The sequence below is a fragment of the Streptomyces sp. NRRL B-24085 genome, assembly GCF_001282115.1.
Taxonomy (GTDB): Bacteria; Actinomycetota; Actinomycetes; order Streptomycetales; family Streptomycetaceae; genus Streptomyces.
Genome location: NZ_LJBR01000256.1, coordinates 1 through 25,602 on the forward strand (window position 1 = coordinate 1; position 25,602 = coordinate 25,602).

General features: G+C 73.4%; 23 protein-coding genes. 14 read left to right on the forward strand and 9 right to left on the reverse strand.

Annotated elements, in window-relative coordinates; translation table 11 throughout:
* Both AOJ26_RS26165 and AOJ26_RS26170 read left to right on the forward strand, forming a co-directional pair.
* The coding region (locus AOJ26_RS26165) for a C40 family peptidase (protein WP_199828876.1) at positions 1–400 on the forward strand (400 nt) is incomplete at its 5' end.
* 392 nt (positions 401–792) lie between these two features.
* Positions 793–1,563 (forward strand): helix-turn-helix transcriptional regulator, encoded by a 771-nt coding sequence (locus tag AOJ26_RS26170; protein ID WP_053850803.1) that lies wholly within the window; start codon positions 793–795, stop codon positions 1,561–1,563.
* Here AOJ26_RS26170 and AOJ26_RS26175 read toward each other — a convergent pair.
* The 3 genes from AOJ26_RS26175 to AOJ26_RS26185 all read right to left on the reverse strand — a co-directional run bounded on the left by AOJ26_RS26175 (position 1,538) and on the right by AOJ26_RS26185 (position 7,981).
* Entirely contained in the window at positions 1,538–3,013 is a 1,476-nt protein-coding gene (locus tag AOJ26_RS26175) for an MFS transporter (RefSeq protein ID WP_053850804.1), read from the reverse strand. The genes AOJ26_RS26170 and AOJ26_RS26175 overlap by 26 nt on opposite strands.
* A gap of 107 nt (positions 3,014–3,120) precedes the next feature.
* Entirely contained in the window at positions 3,121–4,566 is a 1,446-nt protein-coding gene (locus AOJ26_RS26180; RefSeq protein ID WP_053850805.1) for an alpha-amylase family glycosyl hydrolase, read from the reverse strand.
* 37 nt (positions 4,567–4,603) lie between these two features.
* On the reverse strand, positions 4,604–7,981 hold the full coding sequence (locus tag AOJ26_RS26185; protein WP_053850806.1) for a pyruvate carboxylase: 3,378 nt from the start codon (positions 7,979–7,981) through the stop codon (positions 4,604–4,606).
* A 160-nt stretch (positions 7,982–8,141) separates the two neighbouring features.
* Here AOJ26_RS26185 and AOJ26_RS26190 point away from each other — a divergent pair, with 160 nt between their 5' ends.
* On the forward strand, positions 8,142–8,939 hold the full coding sequence (locus tag AOJ26_RS26190; protein ID WP_053850807.1) for a DUF1684 domain-containing protein: 798 nt from the start codon (positions 8,142–8,144) through the stop codon (positions 8,937–8,939).
* Here the strand turns inward: AOJ26_RS26190 and AOJ26_RS26195 are convergent, their stop codons facing one another.
* The 3 genes from AOJ26_RS26195 to AOJ26_RS26205 are packed head-to-tail and all read right to left on the reverse strand — an operon-like array spanning position 8,940 to position 11,383.
* Positions 8,940–9,728 (reverse strand): DUF427 domain-containing protein, encoded by a 789-nt coding sequence (locus tag AOJ26_RS26195; RefSeq protein WP_053850808.1) that lies wholly within the window; start codon positions 9,726–9,728, stop codon positions 8,940–8,942.
* 48 nt (positions 9,729–9,776) lie between these two features.
* Positions 9,777–10,973, reverse strand: a complete 1,197-nt coding sequence (locus tag AOJ26_RS26200) for a cysteine desulfurase-like protein (RefSeq protein ID WP_053850809.1) — start codon at positions 10,971–10,973, stop codon at positions 9,777–9,779.
* A 41-nt stretch (positions 10,974–11,014) separates the two neighbouring features.
* Positions 11,015–11,383: a MerR family transcriptional regulator gene (locus AOJ26_RS26205; protein ID WP_053850810.1), complete on the reverse strand. Its 369-nt coding sequence runs from the start codon at positions 11,381–11,383 to the stop codon at positions 11,015–11,017.
* A 100-nt stretch (positions 11,384–11,483) separates the two neighbouring features.
* On the opposite strand from AOJ26_RS26205, the gene AOJ26_RS26210 reads away from it, so the two are divergent.
* From AOJ26_RS26210 to AOJ26_RS26220, 3 genes are all read left to right on the forward strand, one after another.
* Positions 11,484–12,557 (forward strand): alkene reductase, encoded by a 1,074-nt coding sequence (locus AOJ26_RS26210; RefSeq protein ID WP_053850811.1) that lies wholly within the window; start codon positions 11,484–11,486, stop codon positions 12,555–12,557.
* A 74-nt stretch (positions 12,558–12,631) separates the two neighbouring features.
* Positions 12,632–13,891, forward strand: coding sequence for a glycosyltransferase family 4 protein (locus tag AOJ26_RS26215; protein ID WP_053850812.1), 1,260 nt, complete (start codon positions 12,632–12,634; stop codon positions 13,889–13,891).
* Positions 13,888–14,661: a hypothetical protein gene (locus AOJ26_RS26220; protein ID WP_053850813.1), complete on the forward strand. Its 774-nt coding sequence runs from the start codon at positions 13,888–13,890 to the stop codon at positions 14,659–14,661. The genes AOJ26_RS26215 and AOJ26_RS26220 overlap by 4 nt, the downstream gene beginning before the upstream one ends.
* Before the next feature lie 22 nt (positions 14,662–14,683).
* On the opposite strand, the gene AOJ26_RS26225 is transcribed toward AOJ26_RS26220, so the two are convergent.
* On the reverse strand, positions 14,684–15,841 hold the full coding sequence (locus AOJ26_RS26225) for a cytochrome P450 (RefSeq protein ID WP_053850814.1): 1,158 nt from the start codon (positions 15,839–15,841) through the stop codon (positions 14,684–14,686).
* 121 nt (positions 15,842–15,962) lie between these two features.
* Here AOJ26_RS26225 and AOJ26_RS26230 point away from each other — a divergent pair, with 121 nt between their 5' ends.
* The 4 genes from AOJ26_RS26230 (at position 15,963) to AOJ26_RS26245 (ending at position 21,105) form a co-directional block, all read left to right on the forward strand.
* The gene (locus AOJ26_RS26230) at positions 15,963–17,333 is read left to right on the forward strand and encodes a hypothetical protein (RefSeq protein ID WP_053850815.1); all 1,371 of its coding nucleotides are present in this window, start codon (positions 15,963–15,965) and stop codon (positions 17,331–17,333) included.
* A gap of 279 nt (positions 17,334–17,612) precedes the next feature.
* The gene (locus tag AOJ26_RS26235; protein ID WP_053850816.1) at positions 17,613–18,833 is read left to right on the forward strand and encodes an AAA family ATPase; all 1,221 of its coding nucleotides are present in this window, start codon (positions 17,613–17,615) and stop codon (positions 18,831–18,833) included.
* The gene (locus tag AOJ26_RS26240; protein WP_053850817.1) at positions 18,830–20,095 is read left to right on the forward strand and encodes a DUF2201 family putative metallopeptidase; all 1,266 of its coding nucleotides are present in this window, start codon (positions 18,830–18,832) and stop codon (positions 20,093–20,095) included. The genes AOJ26_RS26235 and AOJ26_RS26240 overlap by 4 nt, the downstream gene beginning before the upstream one ends.
* Positions 20,096–20,205: 110 nt before the next feature.
* Complete coding sequence (locus AOJ26_RS26245; protein WP_053850818.1) at positions 20,206–21,105, forward strand: amidohydrolase family protein; 900 nt, start codon at positions 20,206–20,208, stop codon at positions 21,103–21,105.
* Here AOJ26_RS26245 and AOJ26_RS26250 read toward each other — a convergent pair.
* Positions 21,089–21,523, reverse strand: coding sequence for a GNAT family N-acetyltransferase (locus tag AOJ26_RS26250; protein ID WP_063790319.1), 435 nt, complete (start codon positions 21,521–21,523; stop codon positions 21,089–21,091). The two genes, AOJ26_RS26245 and AOJ26_RS26250, sit on opposite strands and share 17 nt — an antisense overlap.
* A 26-nt stretch (positions 21,524–21,549) precedes the next feature.
* On the opposite strand from AOJ26_RS26250, the gene AOJ26_RS26255 reads away from it, so the two are divergent.
* The 4 genes from AOJ26_RS26255 (at position 21,550) to AOJ26_RS26270 (ending at position 24,819) form a co-directional block, all read left to right on the forward strand.
* Positions 21,550–22,077 carry a CGNR zinc finger domain-containing protein gene (locus tag AOJ26_RS26255; RefSeq protein WP_053850820.1) on the forward strand — a complete coding sequence of 176 codons (528 nt, stop codon included), beginning with the start codon at positions 21,550–21,552 and terminating at the stop codon, positions 22,075–22,077.
* Between the two features lie 131 nt (positions 22,078–22,208).
* Positions 22,209–23,147 (forward strand): metal ABC transporter solute-binding protein, Zn/Mn family, encoded by a 939-nt coding sequence (locus AOJ26_RS26260; protein ID WP_053850821.1) that lies wholly within the window; start codon positions 22,209–22,211, stop codon positions 23,145–23,147.
* Positions 23,144–23,944 (forward strand): metal ABC transporter ATP-binding protein, encoded by an 801-nt coding sequence (locus AOJ26_RS26265; RefSeq protein WP_053850822.1) that lies wholly within the window; start codon positions 23,144–23,146, stop codon positions 23,942–23,944. The genes AOJ26_RS26260 and AOJ26_RS26265 overlap by 4 nt, the downstream gene beginning before the upstream one ends.
* A complete protein-coding gene (locus AOJ26_RS26270; protein ID WP_053850823.1) occupies positions 23,941–24,819 on the forward strand; it encodes a metal ABC transporter permease in 879 nt (292 codons plus the stop codon). Before AOJ26_RS26265 ends, AOJ26_RS26270 begins: the two co-directional genes overlap by 4 nt.
* Here AOJ26_RS26270 and AOJ26_RS26275 read toward each other — a convergent pair.
* Complete coding sequence (locus AOJ26_RS26275; protein ID WP_053850824.1) at positions 24,816–25,592, reverse strand: AraC family transcriptional regulator; 777 nt, start codon at positions 25,590–25,592, stop codon at positions 24,816–24,818. The two genes, AOJ26_RS26270 and AOJ26_RS26275, sit on opposite strands and share 4 nt — an antisense overlap.
* Positions 25,593–25,602: the final 10 nt, after the last annotated feature.

Here is a 25,602-nt window from a genome sequence, read left to right on the forward strand (position 1 = left end):
GCCCTTGGCCCCGGCCCTCCCCACCCCCGACTCGGGCTACGACTCGAAGGTCATCCAGGTGCTCGCCTTCGCCCGTTCCCAGATCGGCAAGCCCTGCGTCTGGGGCGCGGCGGGCCCGGGGTCGTACGACAACTCCGGTCTCACCCAGGCCGCCTGGAGGGTCGCCGGCGTGTCCCTCCCCCGCACCTCGCTCGGTCAGGCGAGCGCCGGCACGGCCGTACCGCTGTACGCGATGCAACCCGGCGACCTCGTCTTCTTCCACGACGACTTCAGCCATGTGGGCCTGTGCACCGGCAACGGCATGATGATCCACGCGCCGGGCCCGGGGGCATCCATCCGCGAGGAGTCGATCTACCCGACCGGCGAGTCGATCATCCGCGGCGCGATTCGGCCCGCCTGACCCGTCACGCGCTCGCGGTGCGGCGGGCAGGCCCTCACCCTCGACGACCGACCCGTGATCGTCGGCGCGTCGCGACCGGCGGCCGGGGGTGAGAGAAGCCTGGGCCCGCCACTGTCCCGCGCCGCCGGAGAACCACCACCCGGTGTTCGACCCGGCGCCGGGCCTGGGCCAGGAGGCGCCCGACCGGTGGGGCAGGGCCGTGGGGGCCGCCGGTCCCCCGCGCCGGCGGCCCCCACGAGTCGCGGCCGGCGCGGCCGTCCCCGCGGGGACAGGCGTATCCGTCGGACCGCCCTCCCCCACTGCGGCCCGCCGGAGCTTCGATGTGCTGGAGTACATGCGAGAACGTCGATGTTGCTCGGATGAAGTGTGGGTCAGCGAGGTACTGGGCCGGTATGGGTACAACTGCGTATGAGCGGATGCTGTCGGTCGCCGTGGCCGCGCTCCACGAACGCGACCCTGAGCGGCTGTGGCCCCTGCTGGCGGCCGAACTGCCGGTCCTGTGCGGCGGTGACGCCCTGATCTACAAGCTGGACGACTGGAACGAGAACGAGGGCACGCTCGGGCTCTCCCCCGGGGCCGACGCCGAGTTCACCTCGCTCGGCGACGAGGAGACCGGACTGCTGCGCGCGGGTTACCCGTTGGCCGGGCACTACGCGGGCGGACCGGACCGGGCGCCGGTCACCGCGCGCCGGGTGGCGGGCCGTTCCTGGGCCGGGAGCCCGACCGCGCGGCTGCTCGACGACCTCCTGGACGTCGACCACGTCCTGGGGATCCCGCTGCCGCAGTCGACCACTCCCGTCACCGGGTGCATGGTGTACCGCTCCGGGCGGGACTTCACCGACGACGAGCTGCGGCTGGCCGAGCAGGTGCAGCCGCTGCTGGCCGCGGTCGAGCAGCAACGGCAGCTCCTGCGGCGCCTGAACGTTCCTTCCGAGGAGGCGGCCGACCTGGCGCTCACTCCCCGGGAGACGACGGTGCTGCTCTTGCTCGGCGACGCCCTGACGGCCGTCTCGATCGGCCGCAGGCTCGGAATATCCGAGCGCACGGTCCACAAGCACATCGCGAACATCTACCGCAAGCTCGGCACGCACGACCGCGTCAGCACGGTGCTGCACGCCCAGCGGCTCGGCCTGGTCCCTACGGCACCGGGGGCCCGCCCTTGAGGCGTTCCAGGTCGGAGGGGCGGACCTGGATGACCACGACGGCGATGAGGGCGGCGAGCACGGTGAAGATCGCGGCGACGACGAAAGCGGCCGAGACACCCGCGGTCAGGACCTCGTCGCCCCAGGAGCCCGGCAGTTCGCCGGTGCGGGCGAAGAGCCTGCGTTCGGCCGGGGTGGCCTGGGCGAGGAAGCGCGGGACCTGCTTCTCCGCCTCGTTGGTGCTGGCCGTGCCGAACATGGTGACCAGGATGGACAGTCCGAGGGAACCGCCCACCTGCTGGGTGGCGTTGAGGAGCCCGGAGGCCGCGCCGGTCTCCTCGGTGGGCACGTTGGACAGCGCCATCAGGGTCAGCGACACGAACTCCATGCCCATGCCGAGGCTGAACACGAGCATCGGCCCGAGCACACTGCCGGCGTAGGTGGAGTGCACATCGGTCAGGGTCAGCCAGGCGAGACCGGCCGCCGCGAGGATCGCGCCGCCCACCATGAAGGGCTTGGGCCCGTAGACGGGCAGGAACCGCGAGGCGAGACCGGCACCGAGCGCGATGACCGCGCTGACCGGCAGGAACGCGAACCCGGTCGCCAAGGGGCTGAAGTCCAGGACGTTCTGCACGAAGAGCGTCAGGAAGAAGAACATGCCGAAGATGGCGGCCGCGAGGCAGAGCATGATGCCGTAGGTGCCCGCACGGTTGCGGTCGGCGAACATGTGCAGCGGGGTGATCGGCTGCCGGGACCGCTTCTCGACCAGCACGAACACCACGAGGAAGACCACCGCCGCGGCGAACGAGGCCAGGGTGAGGGCGTCCCGCCAGCCTTCCTGGGCGGCCCGGATGAAGCCGTACACCAGCAGCACCATGCCCGCGGTGGCGGTCAGCGCCCCGGTGATGTCGAAGTGTCCGGGGTGCCGCTCCGACTCGCGGATCCAGCGGGGCGTGGCGAGCGCGATGAGCAGTCCGATGGGGACGTTGACGAACAGCACCCACCGCCAGTTCAGCCACTCGACGAGGACTCCGCCGGCCAGCAGTCCGATCGCGCCGCCGCCGGCCGACACCGCCGCGAAGACACCGAAGGCCCGGTTGCGTTCGGGGCCTTCGCGGAAGGTCGTGCTCACCAGGGAGAGCGCGGTCGGGGAGGCGATGGCGCCGCCGACGCCCTGGAGGGCGCGCGCGGCGAGGAGTTGGCCCTCGTTCTGGGCGAGCCCGCCGAGCAGGGAGGCAAGCACGAACAGCAGCACGCCGACGACGAACATACGGCGTCTGCCGAGGATGTCGCCGGTCCGGCCGCCGAGCAGCAGCAGTCCGCCGAAGGTGAGGGTGTACGCGTTGACCACCCAGGCCAGGCTGGTGGTGGAGAAGTCCAGGGAGCGCTGGATGTCCGGGAGCGCGATGTTCACGATGGTGATGTCGAGCACCACCATGAGCTGGCAGGACGCGATGACCAGCAGCGCCATGGCGTTTCCGCCCCCGCCGGAGTCCGGTGGGGTGGTCCGTGGTGCAGAACTCGCCTGCGGGTCGGTGCTCATAATCTCCGTTCGACGGTACGCCCCTGTCGCGTCCGTCACCACCGGAGGACGTGGCACTCCCAGGCCGCCAGGGACACGAACAGACCGGAGCCGGTCAGTTCGTCTCCGTCACGGTCGTGCACCGCCCCGGTGAGCAGGTCGGTGGCCCGGCACGCACGGCCTCTGAGGTCGTCCCACGGCAGGGGCAGCCGCGCCCGGGCCGGACGGCCGGAGTCGTTGACGACGACGAGGTGGCGGGCGTCGGCGTGCGTCCAGGTCCAGGCGAGCAGGTGGTGGTGGGTGTCGTCGTCCGGGAGGCCCCGCGGGGTCAGGAGCCGCCACTCGCCCCGGCGTACGGAGGCCGCGGCGGGCAGCAGCCGGGCGTAGAAGTCGCGCAGGGGCTCGTCGGCGGGCTCCTGCGGCCTGCGCCTCAGGAACACCGGGGGCCGTACCCGGCGGCCGTCGAACTGGCCCTCGTGCCAGAGCGTGGCGCCGGGCAGGGTCGCGACGGCCACGGCCGCCGCCCGTCCCCGGTTGCCGGGCAGGGCGGCGGCGGCCCGGGGTTCGTCGTGGTTCTCCAGGAAGCGGACGAGGCCGTGCTGGTGGGCGAGGTCCGCGTCGAGATGGGCGCGGACGGAGCCGGCGTCCTCGTGCAGGAGGCGGTCGTGGAGGCGCTTGTCGTAGCAGTGGTCGAAGCCCTGTTGCCGGAGGGCGTGTTCGAGGTCCCAGTAGGCCTCGGCGACGAAGAGGAGGCCGGGGTGGCGGGCCCGGACGCGTGGGATGACGTACGGCCAGAAGTCCTCGGCGGGGGCCGTGCCCGCGCGGTCTCCCCAGGTCCTTGCGAAGACGTCGTTCATCATCAGCATGGCCATGTCGCAGCGCACGCCGTCGGCCTGGTCGCCGATGGCCACGAGGGTCGCGACGGTCGCCTCCCTGAGGGCGTCGCTGAAGGCGTCGAGCTGCACGACGTCGGGCCAGGGCGGGAAGTAGGGGTCGCGGCCGCGGGCGTGGATCCCTCCCCCGGTCTCGATGAAGTCGGCCGGCGCCCGGGCCAGGTCGTCGCTGGTGCCCCGGACCAGGCGGTCAGGGTCCGAGGTGAGCCAGGGGTGGTCGGGTGCCACGTGGTTGGGGACGTGGTCGAGGATCAACCGCACTCCGCGGGCCGCCAGTTGGGCGCGGGCGGCGGCCAGTCCGTCCGGGCCGCCGAGGGAGGCGTCCACGACGTAGTCGCGCACGCAGTACGGCGACCCGGCGATGTCCGCCTCGGTCAGGTCGGGCAGGGCCGCGCGGAAGGAGTCCATGAGGCCCCGGTCGCGCAGGGCGATCTCCCGTCCGGCCGGGCTGCGTTCCCACACGCCCATCAGCCACACGGTGTCGACGCCGGGCGGTGCGACGGCGTCCCACGCCTCGCCGGGCACGTCACCCAGGGTGACGGGGCGGTCGTAGCGGCGGCTCAACTCGCCCAGCCAGACAAGGGTGTTGATCTCGTGGATCACTGTCATGACAAGGGCTCCTCCCCGTCACCGCCAGATCGACGGCTCAGGCGATCTCGACCAGCAGGTCACCGCCCTCCACCTGCTGGATCCTGTTGATGGCGAGGCGGGAGACCCGGCCGGCCTTCGCAGCGGTGATGGAGGCCTCCATCTTCATGGCCTCGATGGTGGCGACGGTGGCTCCGGCCGCCACCTCGTCGCCCTCGGAGACCGCGAGCGTGACCACTCCGGCGAACGGGGCGGCGACGTGGCCGGCGTTGGAACGGTCGGCCTTCTCCGTGGCAGGGATGTCCGAGGAGACGGCGGCATCACGGATCTGGATGGGCCGCAACTGGCCGTTGAGCGTGGACATCACCGTGCGCATGCCCCGCTCGTCGGCCTCGCCGATGGCCTCCAGGGCGATGAGGAGCCGCACGCCGGGTTCCAGGTCGACGGCGTACTCCTTGCCCGGGCGCAGGCCGTAGAAGAAGTCCTTGCTGTCCAGGAGGCTGGTGTCGCCGTAGGACTGGCGGTGGGCCTCGAACTCGCGGGTCGGGCCGGGGAACAGAAGCCGGTTGAGGGTCGAGCGGCGGTCCTTCTCCAGGCCGGTGCGGTCCTCGGCGTCCAGCTCCTGGACCGGCTTGGCGTCGGCGCGGCCCTGGAGCGCCTTGCTGCGGAAGGGCTCGGGCCAGCCGCCGGGCGGGGTGCCGAGCTCGCCGCGCAGGAAGCCGATCACCGAGTCGGGGATGTCGAAGCGGTCCGGGGTCTCCTCGAACTCCTTCGGCGTCACCCCGGCCCCGACCAGGTGCAGGGCCAGGTCGCCGACCACCTTGGACGACGGGGTGACCTTGACCAGGTGACCGAGGATGCGGTCGGCGGCCGCGTACATCGCCTCGATGTCCTCGAACCGGTCGCCGAGGCCGAGCGCGACGGCCTGGGTGCGCAGGTTGGAGAGCTGGCCGCCGGGGATCTCGTGGTCGTAGACGCGTCCGGTCGGCGAGGCGAGACCCGCCTCGAAGGGGGCGTAGACGCGGCGGACGCTCTCCCAGTACGGCTCCAGGTCGCCGACCGCGCGCAGGTCCAGGCCGGTGGGCCGGTCGGAGTGGTCGGTCGCGGCGACGATCGCGGAGAGGGAGGGCTGCGAGGTGGTGCCGGCCATGGAGGCCACGGCACCGTCGACCGCGTCGGCGCCCGCCTGGATCGCGGCCAGGTAGGTGGCGAGCTGGCCGCCCGCGGTGTCGTGGGTGTGGATGTGCACCGGCAGGTCGAACTCGCGGCGCAACGCCGAGACGAGCTTGGCCGCGGCGGGGGCCCGGAGCAGGCCCGCCATGTCCTTGACGGCCAGGACGTGGGCGCCCGCGTCGACGATCTGCTCGGCGAGGCGCAGGTAGTAGTCGAGCGTGTACAGGCGTTCGTTCGGGTCCGACAGGTCGGAGGTGTAGCACAGGGCGACCTCGGCGATCGAGGTGCCGGTGGCGCGTACGGCGTCGATGGCGGGGCGCATCTGGCTGACGTCGTTGAGGGCGTCGAAGATGCGGAAGATGTCGATGCCGGTCTCGGCGGCCTCCTGCACGAAGGCGTCGGTCACCTCGGTCGGGTACGGGGTGTAGCCGACGGTGTTGCGGCCGCGCAGCAGCATCTGGAGGCAGATGTTGGGGACGGCCTCGCGCAGCGCGGCGAGCCGCTCCCAGGGGTCCTCGGCGAGGAAGCGCAGGGCCACGTCGTAGGTGGCGCCGCCCCAGCACTCCAGGGAGAGCAGCTCGGGCAGGGTGCGGGCGACCGCGGGGGCCACGGCGAGCATGTCCTTGGTGCGCACCCGGGTGGCGAGCAGGGACTGGTGGGCGTCGCGGAAGGTGGTGTCGGTGACGCCGATGGTCGGCGACTCGCGCAGCCACCGGGCGAAGCCCTCGGGGCCCAGCTCGACGAGCTTCTGCTTGGAGCCCGCGGCCGGCTCCGTGGCCGTGTCGACGCGCGGCAGCTTGGAGACCGGGTCGATCAGCTCGGGCCGCTCGCCGTGCGGCTTGTTGACCGTCACGTCGGCCAGGTAGGTGAGCAGCTTGGTGCCGCGGTCGGCGGACTGACGGGCCGTCAGCAGGTGGGGGCGCTGCTCGATGAACGACGTGGTGACGTTGCCCGCCTGGAAGTCCGGGTCGTCGAGCACCGCCTGGAGGAACGGGATGTTGGTGGCCACACCACGGATGCGGAACTCGGCGACGGCACGCCGGGCCCGGTTGACGGCGGTGGTGAAGTCCCGTCCCCGGCAGGAGAGTTTGACCAGCATCGAGTCGAAGTGGGCGCTGATCTCGGTACCGGCGTGGGTGGTGCCGCCGTCGAGGCGGATGCCGGAGCCGCCGGGTGAGCGGTAGGCGCTGATGCGGCCGGTGTCCGGGCGGAAGCCGTTGGCGGGGTCCTCGGTGGTGATGCGGCACTGGAGGGCGGCGCCGTGGAGCCGGACCGTGTCCTGGGAGAGTCCGAGGTCGGCGAGGGTGGCGCCGGCGGCGATGCGGAGCTGGGCCTGGACGAGGTCGACGTCGGTGACCTCCTCGGTGACCGTGTGCTCGACCTGGATGCGCGGGTTCATCTCGATGAAGACGTGGTTGCCGTCGCGGTCGAGGAGGAACTCCACGGTGCCCGCGTTGCGGTAGCCGATCTCGCGGGCGAAGCGCACGGCGTCGGCGCAGATCCGGTCGCGCAGCTCCGGGTCGAGGTTGGGCGCGGGGGCCAGCTCGATGACCTTCTGGTGGCGGCGCTGGACCGAGCAGTCCCGCTCGTAGAGGTGGATGACGTTGCCCTGGCCGTCGGCGAGGATCTGCACCTCGATGTGGCGGGGCTCGACGACGGCCTTCTCCAGGAAGACGGTCGAGTCGCCGAACGCGGAGGCGGCCTCGCGCGCCGCGGCCTCGATGGACTCGCGGAGCTGCGCGGGGTCCTCGACCCGGCGCATGCCGCGTCCGCCGCCACCGGCGACGGCCTTCACGAACACCGGGAAGCCGATGTCGTCGGCGGCCCTGACCAGCTCGTCCACGTCGTCGGAGGGCGCCGAGGAGCCGAGGACCGGTACGCCGGCGGCGCGGGCGGCGGCGACCGCGCGGGCCTTGTTGCCGGTCAGTTCGAGGATGTCGGCGCTGGGGCCGACGAAGGTGATGCCCGCCTCCTCGCAGGCCCGCGCGAGCTCGGGGTTCTCGGAGAGGAAGCCGTAGCCGGGGTAGACGGCGTCGGCGCCGGCCTGGCGGGCGGCGCGGATGATCTCGTCGACGGAGAGGTAGGCCCGCACGGGATGGCCCGGTTCGCCGATCTCGTAGGCCTCGTCGGCTTTGAGTCGGTGCAGTGAGTTGCGGTCCTCGTGGGGGAAGACGGCGACCGTCCGCGCGCCCACCTCGTAGCCGGCGCGAAACGCCCGGATCGCGATCTCACCACGGTTGGCGACCAGTACCTTGCGGAGCATTCCCGTTCCCTTCGGCCTGCCGGTGACGCCCCCATGTTCTCGGCAAAGGCGGCCGGTGGCCATGAGAGTCAGGTCACGTGTCGCGGACGGTTTGGGGATGATTCGCGCAGGTACGGCGGTTGTCGCTCAGGACAGGACGCCGCCGTACCAGGGAGTGGACATGGGCTTCGTTCAGGAGTGGGAGGAGTGGCACCGGCAGAAGGAGGCGGTGCTCTCCGGACCGCACGGGTTCCTCGCGATCACCGGCCTGCACTGGCTGAGCCCGGAGCCGAGCCGCTTCGAGGACGCCCCCGGCACCTGGTCGGCCGGCGCCGAAGGGGTGGTGGTCGAGCTGGACGAGGGTGAGGAGCTGACCGTCGACGGGCAGGTCGTGCGGGGCAGGCACGACTTCGGAGTGATCGCCGAGCGGGACAGCGTGTACGCCGACTGGGGCGAGGCGCGCCTGGAGATCGCCAAGCGGGGCGGCAACGACATCCTGCGCCCCCGCCACCCCGGCAGCGCCCTGCGTACGGCCTTCACGTACACGCCCGCCTACGCGCCGGACCCGCGCTGGGTGGTCGAGGGCCGTTTCCTGCCGTACGAGGAGCCGCGCCCGGTGACCGTGGGGGCCGCCGTGGAGGGGCTGGAGCACGTCTACGACTCGCCCGGGCAGGTCGAGTTCGAGCTGGAGGGCGCACGGCACCGGCTGACCGCGTTCAACGGGCGGGGCCCCGGCGCCCTGATGGTGCTGTTCACCGACAGGACCTCGGGCGTGACGACGTACGCGGCGAACCGCTCCCTCCAGATCGCCGCGCCCGACGCGGACGGCCGGGTCACGATCGACTTCAACCGCGCGGGGAACCTGCCCTGCGCCTACACCGACCTGGCGACCTGCCCGCTGCCGCCCGCCGGGAACCGGCTGCCGGTCGCGGTCGAGGCGGGCGAGCGGATCCCCCTGGAGCGGGGCGGGCGGCCCTGATCACTGCACGGTTCCGGTGAAGGGGGTCACCGGACGGTCCAGGCGCTCCCCGTCCACGGTGATGTCGACGGCCTCGTTGTAGAAGGCGAGGAGTCCCTTGACGGCGCCCACGGCGGGGAGCGGGTCGGGGTAGCTCCAGACGATGTTCGTGTGGGCCCCCACCGACCAGTACTCGGCGGTGCCCTTGTAGGGGCAGCCGGTGCGGTGGTCGGTGGCGTCGAGGAGGTCACGGCGGACGTCCTCGCGCGGGACGTAGTAGCGCGTGGGCAGGCCGGTCTCGAAGAGCAGGACGGGCCGGCGGGTGTCGGCGACGAGCGTCCCGTCGACCTCGACCTGGACGTGCCGGCTGCTGGGCATGGCGTCGACGCGTTTGTGCGGGTCACGGGGGTGGATGAAGATCTCTTCCTCCTCCTCGTACCAGTGGTCGAGGCCGGTCCCCCAGCGCCGGAACCACGCGAAGGCGATGTGGTCGGCGAGATCGGCGGCCCGGAAGGTCCAGGCGGCGTTCTCGACGAGTCCGCCGTCGGCCGCCAGGTCGTAGAAGACCTGTGATCCGGTGTGGGTGCCGGTCGCCGGGTTCTTGGCGGGGCGCAGCAGGTCCTCGCGGACGTCGGCGCGCGGGAAGGCGTACAGCGGGACGGGGACGTCCGGCTCCCAGACGAGGACGGGGTGCCGGCTGTCGACGACCGTGACGTCTCCCTTGCGGCCGCGCACCCAGCGCTCGCTGGGCTCCCACAGCAGCCCTTCCGGGGTGGTCCGTACCTCTCGTGCGGTGGGGAACGTGCTCATGAGCGTCTCTCCCTTCACCTCTTCGGGCAGTTCACCCCTTCGGGCGGTTCACCTTTTGAGGAAGTCGGTCAGTCCCGTCAGGAGCCGGTCGACGTCGTCCAGGTCGTTGTAGGGGGCGAGCCCGACGCGCAGGCCGCCGCTGTCGCCGAGGCCGAGCCGGCGGGAGGCCTCGACGGCGTAGAAGGAGCCCGCCGGGGCCTGCACGCCGCGTTCGGCGAGGAAGCCGTACGCGTCGGCCGTGCTGTGGTGCTCGAAGGTGAGCAGGACGGTCGGGGTGCGGTCGGCGGCCCGGGAGTGGACGGTGACGCCGTCGAGCGCGGCCAGCCCCTCGTCGATGCGGGTGCGCAGGACGTGTTCGTGGGCTTCGAGGGCGGCGAACCCGGCGGCCAGCCGCTCCCGACGGCTGCCGGTGGCGTCCGGGTCGAGCCGTTCGGCGAGGAAGTCGACCGCCGCCGCCGTGCCGGCGAGGAACTCGTAGGGCAGTGTGCCCAGTTCGAAGCGCTCGGGGACGGCGTCGGTGGAGGGCAGGAGCTTGTCCGGGCGCAGGGTCTCCAGCAACTCCGGGCGGGCGGCGAGGACTCCGTGGTGCGGGCCGAGGAACTTGTACGGGGAGCACACGAAGAAGTCCGCGCCGAGTTCCTCCGTGTCGACCAGGGAGTGGGCGGTGTGGTGGACGCCGTCCACGTACACGAGCGCGCCGGCCTCGTGGGCCGCGGCGGCGATCGCGGGGATGTCGGGGCGGGTGCCGATCAGGTTGGAGGCGGCCGTGACGGCGACGAGCCGGGTACGACCGGACAGCACGGCCCGGATGGCGTCGACCGTCAACTCCCCCGTCTCCGGGTCGAATTCGGCCCAGCGCACGGTGGCGCCCGACTGGACCCAGGGGCGGATGTTGGCGTCGTGGTCGAGGCTCGTGACGATCACCTCGTCGCCGGGCGACCACGTCCTGGCGAGGGTGCGCGAGAAGTCGTAGGTGAGCTGGGTGGCGCTGCGGCCGAAGACGATGCCCGCCGGGTCCGCCCCGAGCAGGTCGGCCATGGCGCGGCGGGCCCCGGTGACGATCCGTTCGGCGTTGCGCTCCCCCACGGTGATCCGCCCCCGGTTGGACAGGGGCTGCGCCAGCGCGTCGGCGATGGCCCGGACGACCGGTTCGGGGGTCTGGGTGCCACCGGGGCCGTCGAAGTGGGCGGTGCCGGCCGACAGGGCCGGGAAGTGGGAGCGGAGGGCGTCGATGTCGTACGTCACGGGGGCTCCTCGGTCCGGCCGGTTGCGGTGGTCTCAGCGTGTCACGCCGTGCGCAGGCTCTCGCGGTGGGCCCGGTTGGTGGCCATGAGCCGGTCGAGGGCGTCCCGGGTGCGGATCAGGTCCGCGATGTGCTCGGAGAGCCGGTCGCGCTCCTCGGCCATGCGCACCAGCGCGGCGTCGGACGTCTCCGCGCTGGGTGACTCGACGCACGGCAGGAGTTCGGCGATCGTACGGCTGGACAGTCCGGCCGCGTACATCCGCTGGAGGAAGACCACGCGCTCGACCGCGGTCTCCGTGTAGTGCCGCTGCCCGCTCGCGCTGCGCGTGCTGGCGAGCAGGCCCTGCTCCTCGTAGTAGCGCAGGGCCCGGACGCTGACCCCGGCCCGTGCCGACAGCTCACCGATGCGCATGTGTTCCTCCCTGGCGGGCTTGACCCTCACGTCGACGTCAGGTTTTAGCGTAACCGCGTGCCCGGGTCACGGGCATGACGGATCACTAAGGAGACATGACGTGACGACGCTTTTCACCGGTTTCCGGCTCGGCGGACTGCGGCTGCCCAACCGGGTGGTCATGGCCCCGATGACCAGGGTGCGGGCCGCCGAGGGCGGTCTGGCGACACCGTCGATGGCGCGCTACTACGCCCAGCGGGCCACGGCCGGCCTGATCGTCACCGAGGGGGTGCAGCCGAGCCTGGTGGGACAGTCCAACCCGGGCACGCCGGGGCTGCACACCGACGAGCAGGCGGCCTCGTGGCGCCAGGTGACCGAGGCCGTGCACACCAACGGGGGCCGGATCTTCGCGCAGATCATGCACGGCGGCCGGGTCTCGCACCCGGACACCAACGGTCTGCGGCCCGTCGGGCCCTCGGCCGTCCCGGCCGCCGGCGAGGTCTTCACACCCACGGGACCGCAGCCCGCGCCGGTGCCGCGGGCGCTGGAGACGGCGGAGGTCCCCGAGCACGCCGCCTCGTACGCCGAGGCCGCGCGCCGCGCGGTCGACGCCGGCTTCGACGGGGTGGAACTGCACGGCGCCAACGGCTACTTGATCTCGCAGTTCCTCTCCTCCAACGCCAACCTGCGCACGGACCGCTACGGCGGCTCGGTGGCCGGCCGGATCCGGTTCGCCGTCGAGGCGGCCGCCGCGACCGTGGACGCGGTGGGCGCGGAGCGGACCGGAATCCGGCTCTCACCGGGCGGCACGTTCTGGGGGGTCGAGGAGTCCGACGTCCCCGAGCTGTACACCGCGCTGCTGACCGAGCTGTCCGGACTCGGACTGGCCTACGTCCATCTGGAGGCCACCGCCCCGGAGGAGACCCTCGTCGCCCTGCGCCGGGCCTGGCCGGGCGCGCTCGTCATGAACCCGGTGCAGCCGATGGGCGCCAAGCAGACCGGCCGCTCCGAGGCCGACCACTGGCTGGGTCTCGGCGCCGACCTCATCAGCTTCGGCCGCGCCTTCATCGCCAACCCGGACCTGGTCGAGCGACTGCGCACCGGACTGCCGATCGCCCCGGCCGACGAGGCCACCTACTTCCAGGGCGGCGACAACGGCTACCTCACTTATCCCGCATACCAGTACACGGCGTGACGCCCGGGCGGCGAGGACACCACGAAAGGGTAACGAAGGTCAACCGAAGGCAATGCCGGGTGGTCTAGCCCGGCATGAAGATCTCTTTCCTGCTCCACAACGCCTACGGGATCGGAGGGACCATCACCACCACGTTCAACCTGGCCCAGGCCCTGGCCGATCGGCACGAGGTGGAGATCGTCTCCGTGCTCCGGCACCGGGAGCTGCCCAACTTCGTGCTGGACCCCCGGGTTTCGCTGCGGCCGCTGGTCGATCTCAGACAGGAGAAGGAACACCCCTCGCACCTGAGACCGGCGCGGGTGTTCCCGCGGTCCGAGTACCGGTACGGGCAGTACAGCGAACTGACGGACCAGCGGATAGCGGAGGCCCTCGCCGGCATCGACGCGGACGCGGTGATCGGCACCCGGCCCGGGCTCAATGTGCATCTCGCGGTCCAGGCGCCGCCGCACGTCGCCCGGATCGGGCAGGAACACCTCACACTGGACAACCACTCGCCACGGTTGCGCACCGCGCTGCGCCGGGCCTACCGCGGCCTCGACGTGCTCACCACGGTCACCGAGGCCGACGCCACCGCGTACCGGCGCCGGATGCGGCTGCCCGGCGTACGCGTGGAGGCACTGCCCAACAGCGTGCCGGATCCGGTGCTGCCGGCCGCGGACGCCTCCGCCAAGGTGGTGGTCGCGGCCGGCCGGCTGGTCCGGGTGAAGCGGTACGACCTGCTCGTCGAGGCCTTCGCCGCGGTCGCCGCCGCGCATCCGGACTGGCAACTGCGCATCTACGGCAAGGGCGAGGAACACGACCGGCTGCGGCGGCTCATCACCGACCTCCGGCTGTGGAACAACGTCTTCCTGATGGGGCCCGCGGCCCCGATGGAGGCGGAGTGGGTCAAGGGCTCGATCGGGGTGGCCGCCTCCGACTTCGAACCCTTCGGCATGACCATCGTCGAGGCGATGCGCTGCGGGCTGCCCGTGGTGAGCACCGACTGCCCCCACGGGCCCCGCGAGATCATCGCGGACCGGGTCGACGGCCGGCTGGTGCCGGTCGGGGACCGGGACGCGATGGCGGCGGCCCTGCTGGAGCTGGTCGGGAACGACGAACTGCGCCGCCGGATGAGCCGGGCGGCCCTGGAGAACGCCCGCCGGTTCGCCCCCGGTCCGGTCGTGGAACAGGCCGAGCGGCTCATCGCGGAGGCCGTCGCGGCGCGGGCGGCGGGCCGGCCGGTCGTGCGGGAGCGTCAGCGCGGAACGCTGACCGCCCGGGGCTCCGCCGCCAGGGACACCGCGCTGGTCGCGGCGAGCGGCGCGCTGCGCCTCGTACGGAAGGGACGGTCATGACCACACCACGCACCGGTTGCGCGATCGACGCGGAGGGCCGGATCACCTTCGAGCTGCCGGCGGCACCCGGGCACCGGCTGCTGCTGCGGCTGCGCCCGAAGAAGGGGCAGCCCGAGGACACCCTGCACGTCCTCGACCTGGACCCCGCGGGCGAGGGGCGCGCCCGGGCCGTCCTGGGCACGGACCCCGAGCTCGCCGAGGGCCGGTGGGACGTGTACCTGCTGGACGGTACCGAGCGCACGCGTCTGCGGCCCGGCCCCCGCGACCTGCGGGCCCTGGTCGACGGGCATCTGCGGGAGCGGCAAGGACCGCTGGCCGTGCGGGTCCCCTATGTCACCAAGGACGGCTACCTCGCGCTGCGGACCTGGGTGCGGCCGGCGCACGCGGAGGCCGGCCGCGTGGACGTCACGGGCGGGACGCTGCGGTTCGAGGCCCGGCTGCACGGTGCCGCGCTGTCGGACGGCGCCGAGGTGCGGCTGCGGCTGCGCCGCGGCGAAGGAGCCGTCCGCACCCTTGAGCCGCTGGCAGCGGAGGACGGCCGGAGCTTCTCCTTCACTGTCGACGACCCGACCCTGGACCCCGGCATCTGGGACCTGTTCGTCCGTCCCGCTGCGGGCGCCCCGATGATCCGGCTCGCGCGTCTGCTGGACGACGTGGCGGACCGCAAGCACGTCTTCGTCTACCCCGGCGCCACGGCCGGCAGCGTCGAGGTGCGGCCGTACTACACGGTCGACAACGACCTGTCCCTGGAGGTGACCCGGGCCGGCTGAGACTCGGCGCGCGTTCGTGCCGTCAGCCCCAGAGCACGTGCAGGGTGGGCGGCTTGCGGAAGACCAGGCCGTGCGGGGCGGCCGGGCGGTCCGGGTCGAGGCGGAGGCCGGGGAGCCGGTCGAGCAGGTGCCGCAGGGCGACGCGGGTCTCCAGGCGGGCCAGGTGGGCGGCGAGGCAGTAGTGGGGTCCGTGCGCGAAGGCCAGGTGGAGGCGGGCGTTGGCGCGGCGGACGTCGAAGCGGTCGGGGTCGGGGAAGACGGCGGGGTCACGGTTGGCGCCGGCCAGGGAGACCGTGACGAGGTCGCCCCGGCGGATCGTGGCCGGGCCGAGAGCGGTGTCACGGGTGGCGTAGCGGTCGACGACGGCCGCGCCCGGTTCCAGGCGCAGCGACTCCTCGATCGCCCCGTCGAGCAGCCCGAAGTCCGCCTGGACCAGAGCCAGTTGATCGGGATGGCGGAGGAGGTGCAGCAGCGCGTTGGTGATCATCCCCTCGGTGGTCTCGATGCCGCCGAACATCAGCACCGCGGCGTTGGAGGCCACTTCCGGCAGCGCCAGCCGGTCGGCCGCGCGGGTCAGGAGCGAGGAGTCGGCCCCTTCGGCGACCGTGGCCTCGACCGCCCGCCGCAGTTGCGCGTACGCCTCCGGACCCGCGGGCCCCGCCGCCAGGCCCGCCGTGAGGTCCGAGACGGACCGCACGATGGCGTCGTACCAGGAGAGCACCGTGTCGGTGCCGGCGCCCGCCAGCCCGAGCGCCTCGGTGACGACGGCGACGGCGAGCGGGCCGGCGAAGGCGCGGCGCAGTTCGGCGGCGCCCGCCGGTTCCAGCGCGGTGACGAGCCGGTCGGTCTCCCGCTCGATGAACTCCGCGAAACCGTCCCGCACTTCACGGGGCCGGAAGGGTGCGGTGAACGGCTCGCGGTGGCGGGTGTGTTCCGCACCGTCCAGGGAGAGCATGCTCGGGCCGACGATCCGGGCGGTCGAGAAGCGGGGGTCGTCGACGGTGAAGGTCTCGGCGTCCCGCATCACGTCGAGCGCGAGATCGCGGCGGGTCACCAGCCAGCCGTTCAGTTCGGGCAGCCACGACACCGGTTCGCACGCGCGGAGTTCGGCCAGACGCGGGTGCGGATCACTGGCGAGCCGGGCCGTCGTGGTGGCGGCGCCGAGCGGGAATCCGATCACGCCCCAGGCTAACCCGGCACAAACCACGTGACGGATCCGCGGGGAGGGGCTTACGCTGCTCCACGATGACGACTCACACTCCTGAACGATTGGGGGTCCCGTCCGCGCAAGGTGAGCGCTGATGCTCCCTTCGACCACGGACGAGGACATCCGTACCTCCTTCTGGCCGCGCGTGCGCGAGTTCGCCGTGCCGGCCCCCATGATCGAGACCGCGACCGCCCGTCGCCTCGCCGGGGACTGGGCGGGGGCGTGCGCCGCCGCCGGTTTCGACGTCGACCTCAACCTCCGTGCCGTGGCGCGCGGTCACGGCCGGGACCTGGCGTCCCGGGTCCGGTCCGATCTGCGCGCCCTCGCACCCGATTTGCTGCGCTGGCACATGCCGAGGGTCGCCCCGGACGGGCTGCTGCGGCCCGGGGTGACCCTGACGCTGGCGCGGTACGGCACCGCCGAGGGCCCCGTGCACCTGGTGGCCCGGACTGCGCCCGCCTGGGCGGACGCCGGGCAGCGTGTCAGCCTCGCGCTGTGGTCCCGGTCCACGGCGGACGCCGTGGGGCATCCGCACCCGCGCCCGAACCGGCGCTTCCGGCTGGACCTGCACCGGCATCTGTGGGACGCGTCGAGAGCCGGGGAGTTGCGGGGACGGTCGGGGGCCGACGGTCCCCCACCGCGGTCGTACGACCAGCAATGTCCCCTTTTCCCAACGGAGTTGGCGGTGCCGTCCGCCTGTGCCGTGGACCGTTGGGCGGCCGAGGCCCGGACACTGCTCGCGGCCGAAGGACGGTCCGGCGGCCGCCTGTCGGTGCGGTGGGGCGGGCGGCACCGGCTGGTGCTGGAGCTCGCCGCGGACGAGGACCTGCTACGACCCGTACCGAGGCCCTCGGCCGGCAGCGTCTCCGCGCTCCCCGTCCTGCCCGACGCGGCGACCTGGGTGCCGCCCGACCTCCGACTGCTGCACGCCGGTGCGATCGACGCCGGCCGGCTGCACCCCCTGGTCGCCGCCGCGCTGGCACCGGGCCGCACGGCCACCGGACCGCCCCGCATCTCCACCGGGTCCGGACGGCCGCGGCTCGTGGAGTGCCGGGGAGCCCGCCACCGGATCGGCCTGGTCGACGGGGTGCTGGCCGCGCTGGACCACGACCCCGACGAGATCCGGCGGGAGGAACTGCTGGTCGCGCTGACCGGCACGCCGCTCCCCTGCCTCCAGGCGATCGACGAGGCACACCGTCGTCCGCACTGCCTGGACGGCGTCCGCGAACGCCTCGTGCACGGCGACACCGCCGGCGCGCTGGCCGTCGTGGAAGGACTGCTGGGCCCCGAGGCGCTGCTGCGCGCCGGCCCCCTCCGGGACGCACTGGAGGCGGCCGCGCTGCGACGCGTCACCTACGGCCTGTTCAGGGCCGGCCTGACGGGACCCGGACCCACCTGGTTCCGGCCGCGTCCGACCGTCCGCGACTCCCGCAACCGGCGCGCCCATCCACGGCACGCTCACTGACCCTGCCACCGCCACGCCCGAAATCCGCCCGCCCGTCCAGGGCACGCGCACTGACCCCGTCACCACACGACTCCCGAGATCGACGCGCCCGTCCACAGCCGCGCGCCGACCCCGCCACCGCCACGCCCGAAATCCGCCCGCCCATCCACGGCACGCGCACTGACCCCGCCACCACACGACTCCCGAGATCGACGCGCCCGACTAAAGCCGCGCGCCGACCCCGCCACCGGGGACACCGTCCCCCTTCCCGGCCCACTCCTGGCCCACAGGTGATCACACATGCCCAAGACCGTCCCTGCTCCCGCCTCCCAACTCGACATCGCAGCCGACCTGTTGACCCTCCTGCGCGACTCCACCACCGAACCGCGCCCCGACTCCCAACTGGAGGCCCTCACCCTGGCCGTGGCCGCCGACCTGCCGGTGCTGCTGTGGGGCGAGCCCGGCATCGGCAAGACGGCCGCCCTCACCCAGCTCGCCGAGGCCCTGGGCCTGCCGTTGACCACGGTGATCGCCAGCGTGCACGAGCCGTCCGACTTCTCGGGGCTGCCCGTGGTCGGGGACGATCCCGCGACCCAGGGCGTGCCGATGGCCCCGCCGGACTGGGCCGTACGGCTGGTGCGGGCCGGGCGGGGGCTGCTGTTCCTGGACGAGTTGTCCACCGCGCCGCCCGCCGTCCAGGCCGCGCTGCTCAGGCTCGTCCTGGAGCGGCGGATCGGCGCGCTGCGACTGCCGCCAGGGGTGCGGATCGTGGCCGCCGCCAACCCCCGGTCCTCGGCGGCCGACGGCTGGGAACTCAGCCCGCCGCTGGCCAACCGGTTCGTCCATCTCCAGTGGACCCACGACCACGAGGTCGTCGTACGGGGGCTCGGCGGGACCTGGCCGCGGGCCACCCTGCCGCGGCTCGATCCGGGCAGGCTTCCGGAGGCCGTGGCGTTCGCCCGCCGCGCGGTGTGCGGGCTGCTCGCCGCGCGGCCCACCCTCGTGCACCGGCTGCCCACCAACGAGACCCGGCGGGGCGGTCCCTGGCCGTCGCCGCGGAGCTGGGACATGACACTGTCCCTGGTCGCGTTCGCGACCGCGGCCGGTTCCGCGCGGGACGTGCTCTCCCTGCTGGTGCGGGGCACGGTGGGCGACGGCCCGGGCCTTGAGCTGCTGGCGAGCCTGGACCGGCTGGACCTCCCGGACCCGGAGGACGTGCTTGCCGATCCCGAGGGGGCCGTCCTGCCAGAGCGGGGAGACCTGCGGCAGGCCGTGCTCGACGGCGTCGTGGCGGCCGTACGCGCCCGTCCCGACCGGGACCGCTGGGACGCGGCGTGGGCGGTGCTGGCGCGGGCGCTGGAGACCGGGGCGCCGGACCTGGTGGTCGTGCCCGCGACCACGCTCGCCTCGCTGCGGCAGCAGGACTGGGACGTGCCGGCCGGCATCGAGAGGCTGGCCGGCACGGTCGCGCTGTCGCGGCGGGCGGACCGGGCGGCGGTCGCCTCCAAGGCCCGCCGGTGAGCGCGACCACCCCCGAGGCGGGGGGCCGACTGGACCGCGACAAGCTCTTCGCCGCCCGTCTGCACGCGGCCCGGGTCCGCCCGTACCTCGCCACCGCGCTGTTCGCGCTGCACACCGTCGAGTCGGAGCGGGTGCCGACGATGGCCGTCGACCGGCACTGGCGGTGTTACGTCTCCCCGGCGTTCGTGGACCGGATGCCGGTGGAGGAGCTGGCGGGCGTGTGGGTGCACGAGGTGTCCCACCTGCTGCGCGACCACCACGGGCGCGGTGACCGGGTCGCCCGGGAGCACGGGCTGACCGGGCTCGGGGACCGGCTGCGGATGAACATCGCCGCGGACTGCGAGATCAACGACGACGTGTACGGCGACGGGCTGCTCCAGCCCGAAGGCGCCGTGCGGCCCTGGCGGTTGCAACTGCCCGAGGGCGAGCTCATGGAGGAGTACCTCGGCCGGATCGGCCTCGGTGCGCTCACCCTCGACCTCTCCTGGCTGGACTGCGGAAGCGGGGCCGACGGTCTGGAGCGCGAGTGGGACCTCGGCGCCGACGGGGCGGACGGGCTGAGCGAGCAGGAACGGGACGCGGTCCGCTTCCGGGTGGCGGAGGGCATCAGGGCGCGGCCGGGGAGCGCCCCGCGGGGCTGGCGGCGGTGGGCGGAGGAGGCGTTCCATCCGCCGCAGGCGTGGCGGGACCTGCTGGGCGCGGCGCTCCGGTCGGCGGTCTGCGGCTCCGGAGCGGGCGACGACTACAGCTACGGCCGTCCGTCGCGCCGCTCGGCCGGGGTGCCGGGCGCGGTGCTGCCGAGTCTGCGGCGCCGGCCGCCGCGGGTCTGCGTGATCATCGACACCTCCGGCTCGGTCGGCGACGACGAACTGGGCAGCGCCCTGCTGGAGGTGACCGCGATCTCCCGTGCCGTGGGCGGCCGCCGTGACCTGGTCGGCGTGCTCTCGTGCGACGCGGCGGCCGGTGCCGTGCGCCCGTTGTGCCGGGCGGAGGGGATCCCGCTGGTCGGCGGCGGGGGCACCGACCTGCGCACGGGCTTCGAGAAGGCACTGCGCTCGCGCCCCCGCCCGGACGTCATCGTGGCCCTGACCGACGGTCAGACGCCCTGGCCGAGCGCGCGGCCCTCGTGCCGTACGGTCGTCGGCCTGTTCCCGCGGCCGGGCAGGAGTCAGGCGCGACGCGAGAACGACCCCGAGTACGTGCCGGACGCGCCGCCCGTCTGGGCCCGCGTGGTGGAGATCGGCTCGGCGTCCGGCGGGTAGCGGCCGGCCGCGGAACGCCCGCGGGGTGGACGGGGAGGTGGTGGGCCGCGAGATCATGGGAGCAGGCGGAGTCCGGGGAGCACCTCGCGGGCCCGGGTGGGAGGAGCGGCATGACCAATGTCGACGTGCACCAGCATCTGTGGAGCCCGGCGCTGGTGACGGCCTTGAGGGCGCGCCGGGAGCCGCCGTACCTGGACGGCTGGACGCTGTACCTGGACGGTGAGCCGCCCTACGACCTCCCGCCCGCTGACCACGACGTGGGTCTGCGCGCGGACCTCGCCGCGACCGACGGGCTCGGCCTCGCACTCGTCTCCCTGTCGGCGCCGATCGGCGTGGAGTGGCTGCCGGCGGCCGAGGCGCGGCCGCTGCTCGACGCCTACCACGAGGGCGCAGCCGCGCTGCCCCGGCCCTTCGGGGCGTGGGCCGCCGCCTGTGTGCGGGACATCGACGCGCAGGCCACGGCCGCCCGTCTCGACCAGGGGTTCGTCGGCCTCCAACTGCCCGCCGACGCCCTCCTGGACGCGGCCGGTTACGCCCGCTGCGCTCCTCTGCTGGACCTGCTCGAGGAACGCGACCTGCCGCTGTTCGTGCATCCGGGGCCCGCGGCCGGTGGCTGCGAGGGGCCCGGCTGGTGGCCCGCGATGGTCCCCTACGTCCAGCAGATGCACGCCGCCTGGTTCGGGTTCCATGCCTTCGGCCGCCCCCGCCACCCTCGGCTGCGGGTCTGCTTCGCGCTGCTGGCCGGGCTCGCCCCGCTGCACGGGGAGCGGTTCGCCGCGCGCGGGGGCGGCGGGATGCGGCCGGACCCGTCGGTCTTCGTCGAGACGTCCTCGTACGGGCCGCGTGCGGTCGAGTCGGTGGTGCGGGCGCTGGGCGTGGACGCCGTGGTCCAGGGTTCGGACCGGCCGTACGCGGAGCCGCCGCAGCACCCCGGCCACGGGCTCGGCGGAGCGGCCGCCTACGCCTTCCGGATCGCCAACCCGCGGAGACTGCTCACCGGGAAGGACTGACGGCGCGGCGCGGGGACGGCTCCGGGACGGGAGCGCGCAGTTCCACCCGGGAGACGCCGTGTTCCCGGAACCAGGCGAACAGACCCCTGACGAGCGTGCCGCTGTGGTCGTGCCGCCGGTGGTCCGGATCGGTGACGACTCCGACGACGTGCCCGGTCCGGCCCCCGCGGGAGCCCGGTCCGGGCGGACGCCGGTCGATGGCGCCGATGCTGCATGCGGCGAGCTTCCCGTCCTCGGCGTCGACGACCAGGACGCGCACGTCGTCGTCGGCGAGTTGCTCCCACAGCGTCGCGGCCAGCGAGTCCAGCGCGCGGCCGTCGACATCCCCGGACCGCGGAGCCCGCAGACGCACCAGCTCCACGAGGTCGTACTCCACCGCCCGCCGTACGGGTCCTGAGCCTGTGCTGCCTTGTCCCATGCCGACCAGGTTGGTGTAATGCCCTTGTGCATCTCAACCCTTACGGCGAGGACCCCGTGAACCTGGCCGCGGATCTGGCCAACCGGCGGCCGGCCGACGTCGCGGACCTCGCGGACCGCTGCCGCGCCGCCGGGGTGGTGCTGGACGGCCCGGTCACCGCGCGGGACCTGGCGCGCACGGGCGAGGTGCTGGACGCGTGGGAGAAGGTCGTCGACGCCCCGGGCGAGGAGGAGCGCGCCGCACTGCTCAACCGCATGCTGGCGACGGCCGCCGCGTACCCGAGGATGACCAACCACGTGGGCACCGGCTGGCATCTGCACTACCGCGACGAGGGACAGTCGCTCGGCGACGTCCTGTACTCCCTGATCTCCGTGGGCACCGCCCTGCACCTGGCGGGGCGCGGCATGCACCGGCTGCGGCGCTGCGAGGTGACGGAGTGCGCCACGATCTTCGCCGACACCACCCGCACCGGCCGCCGCCGGTACTGCTCCCACCGCTGCGCCAACCGTGACGCGGTGCGCCGCCACCGGGCCCGCACCGCACCCCGGGCCTAGCCCCGGCGAAGCTCCGACCAGGGACGGGTCAATTGTTGGCAACGGTTTTCATATAGCGGCCGCAGGCGCTGTTTCCGACAATCATTTCCATCTAGCGTGACGGGACCGTCAGAACCGCGCCTGGAGGATCCATGTCCACGTCCCCGTCCCGCCGTTCGGCGCTGCTCGTCGGCGCCTCGATCGCCCTGCTGGCAGGCTGCGGCAGCTCCTCGGACTCCGGGAGCGACGGAAACGCCTCCGCGGCCCCGGCCGCCTCGGCCAAGGTCCCCGTCGTCGCCTCCACCGACGTCTACGGCGACATCGTCGCGCGCATAGGCGGCGACAAGGTCTCCGTCACCTCCGTCATCAGCGACCCCGACCAGGACCCGCACTCCTACGAGGCCAGCACCCGGGACCAGTTGGCGCTGTCGAAGGCGAAGGTCGTCGTCGAGAACGGCGGCGGCTACGACGACTTCGTGGACCGGATGCTCAGGAGCAGCGGCAACTCCTCCGCCGAGGTGGTCAACGCGGTGAAGGTGTCCGGCAGGACCGCCCCCGAGGGCGGCGAGCTCAACGAGCATGTCTGGTACGACTTCCCCTCGGTCGCGAGGATCGCCGACCGCATCGCCGCCGCCCTCGGCAAGGCCGACCCCGCGAACGCCGACGCCTACACGAAGAACGCCGACGCCTTCAAGGCGGACCTGAAGCCGCTGGAGGCCAAGGAGGCGCAGATCAAGAAGGAGCACGGTGGTGAGGCGATCGCCATCACCGAGCCCGTGCCGCTGTACATGACCGGAGCGAGCGGTCTGGTCGACAAGACGCCCGCGGAGTTCAGCGAGGCCATCGAGGAGGGCGACGACGTCTCCCCCAAGGTCCTCCAGGAGACCCTCGCCCTGTTCTCCGGCAAGCAGGTCAAGGCGCTGGTCTACAACGCGCAGACCTCCGGCCCGCAGACGGAGAAGTCCGAGCAGGCGGCCAAGGCGGCCGGCATCCCCGTGGTCCCGGTGACGGAGACCCTGCCCAGCGGCAAGGACTACCTCACCTGGATGACCGGCAACGTCGACGCGCTCGCGAACGCCCTGGCCCAGTGAGCACGGTCATCAGCCTGCGCGGGGCCGCTCTCTCCTACGGCTCGCGCCCGGTCTGGCACGACCTCGAACTCGACGTACAGGCAGGGGAGTTCCTCGCCGTGCTGGGCCCGAACGGAGCCGGCAAGACCAGCTTCGTGCGGGCCCTGCTCGGCCGACAGCCGCTGTCGGCAGGAGAGTTGACGGTCCTCGGCCGCTCGCCCCGGGAAGCGGCCCGGCACATCGGATACGTCCCCCAGCAGTCGGCTCTGTCCGCACAGGCGATGCTCCGCGCCCGGGACCTCGTGCGCTTCGGCATCGACGGCCACCGCTTCGGACCGCGCCTGCGCACGGTCGCCGTACGCAGGCGCGTCGACGAGATCCTCGCCTCCGTGGGCGCCTCCGCGTACGCCGACGTACCCCTCGGGCAGTTGTCCGGCGGCGAGCGCCAACGCGTCCGGATCGGTCAGGCCCTCGCGACCGACCCCCGTGTCCTGCTGTGCGACGAGCCGCTGCTCTCCCTGGACCTCCATCACCAGCGCGCGGTCACCGAGTTGGTGGACGCCCGGCGCCGGTCCCACGGCACGGCGGTGGTGTTCGTGACCCACGAGATCAACCCGGTGCTCGACCTGGTGGACCGGGTGCTGTACCTGGCCCCGGGCGGCCATCGCGTCGGCACCCCCGACGAGGTCCTCACCTCCGCGTCCCTGTCCGAGCTGTACGGCACCCGGGTCGACGTCGTCCGGGTGGACGGCCGGGTCGTGGTGGCCGGCGCCCACGGCGACCACGCCCACCACCTGCCCGAGGAGGTCCGGCCATGAGCGTCTGGCACCAGATGTTCGACTTCGAGAACTACGGCGAACTCCTCGTCCTGGTCCGCAACTCGCTCGTCGCGGGCGCGGCCCTCGGTCTGGTGGGCGGCCTCGCCGGGGTCTTCGTCGCGATGCGCGACCTGCCGTTCGCGGTGCACGGCATCAGCGAGCTGTCGTTCGCCGGCGCCTCCGGGGCGCTGCTGCTGGGCACGAACATCGTGGCGGGCTCGATCACCGGGTCGCTGCTGGCGGCCGGCGCGATCGGTGCGCTCGGCACGCGTGCGCGGGACCGCAACTCGGTGATCGGCATCCTGATGCCGTTCGGACTGGGCCTCGGGGTGCTCTTCCTCGCCCTCTACAAGGGCCGGGCGGCCAACAAGTTCGGCCTGCTCACCGGGCAGATCGTCGCCGTGGACACCCCGCAGACGGCCTGGCTGCTGGCCACCTCCGCCGTGGTCCTGCTCGCCCTCGCGGTGATGTGGCGTCCGCTCGCCTTCGCCAGCGCCGACCCCGAAGTCGCCGAGGCCCGCGGGGTCCCGGTGCGCGGGCTCTCCTTCGCCTTCATGGTCGTGCTCGGCCTGGCCGTCGCCCTGTCCGTGCAGGTCGTGGGTGCCCTGCTGGTGCTCTCCCTGCTGATCACCCCGGCCGCGGCCGCCGCCCGCGTCACCGCGTCACCGGTCCTGCTGCCGCTGCTCAGCGTGGTCTTCGCCCTGGCGTCGGTCGAGGGCGGCATCCTGCTGGCCCTGGGCAGCAGCATCCCGATCAGCCCGTACGTCACGACGATCTCGTTCGTCCTCTACGCGGGCTGCGCCGCGGTCGGCAGGGGCCGGGCCCGGCGCCGCGGGACCCGGCGCGGGGTTCCGGCGCCCGCGGTGACCCCCTAGCCGTGACGCTCCCGTACCGCCCGCGGCGAGGCGCCCAGCTCCTTGCGGCAGGTCTTGTTGAAGGCCTGGAGGTCGGGGATCCCGACCGTCGCCGCGATCGCCGGGATGGCCAGCGTCGAGGCGATCAGCAGATGCCGGGCGCGTTCCATGCGGCGGCGCCGGATGTAGGCGACGACCGTCTGCCCGGTGTCCTCGCGGAACAGCCGGGTCAGGTGGGTGTGCGAGACCCCGGCGGCACGGGCGATGCCGGGGACGGTCAGGGGGCCGGCCAGATGCTCCTCGATGTGGGCGACCGCCGTCCGCAGCGCGGGGTGCCGGGCGCGGTCCTCGCCGGTGCCGGCCAGGCCGGTCGTGCGCCACAGCACGGTCCACAGTTCGGCGGAGGCCCGGGCCGGGGACTGCGCGCTCGCCGCGACCGTCTGCCGCAGCAGCCCGGTCAGCACCGCCGCGTCCGCGCCGGCGTCCTGCATCACCGGGACCCGGTGTCGCTCGCCGTCGCCGGGCAGCCGGAAGTGGGCGTACAGGTGCTCGCAGCGCGTGGCGTCGTAGTGGAAGTGCACCTCGGTGTCGGGCGGGACGAAACTGACGTGTCCGGGGCGGATCGGGTGCCGGGAGCCGCCGAACTCCAGGGTGCCCGAGTAGCCGTAGAGATGGAGCTGCCACAGGTGCGGGAGGCGGAACACGTCGTGCGGGCCCGCGGAGCCGTGCACACCGACGCCCGCGTTCTCCACCTGGGGCGGCAGGTCGAGGGCCAGGTCGACGTGACGGGTCATGGTGGGAAAT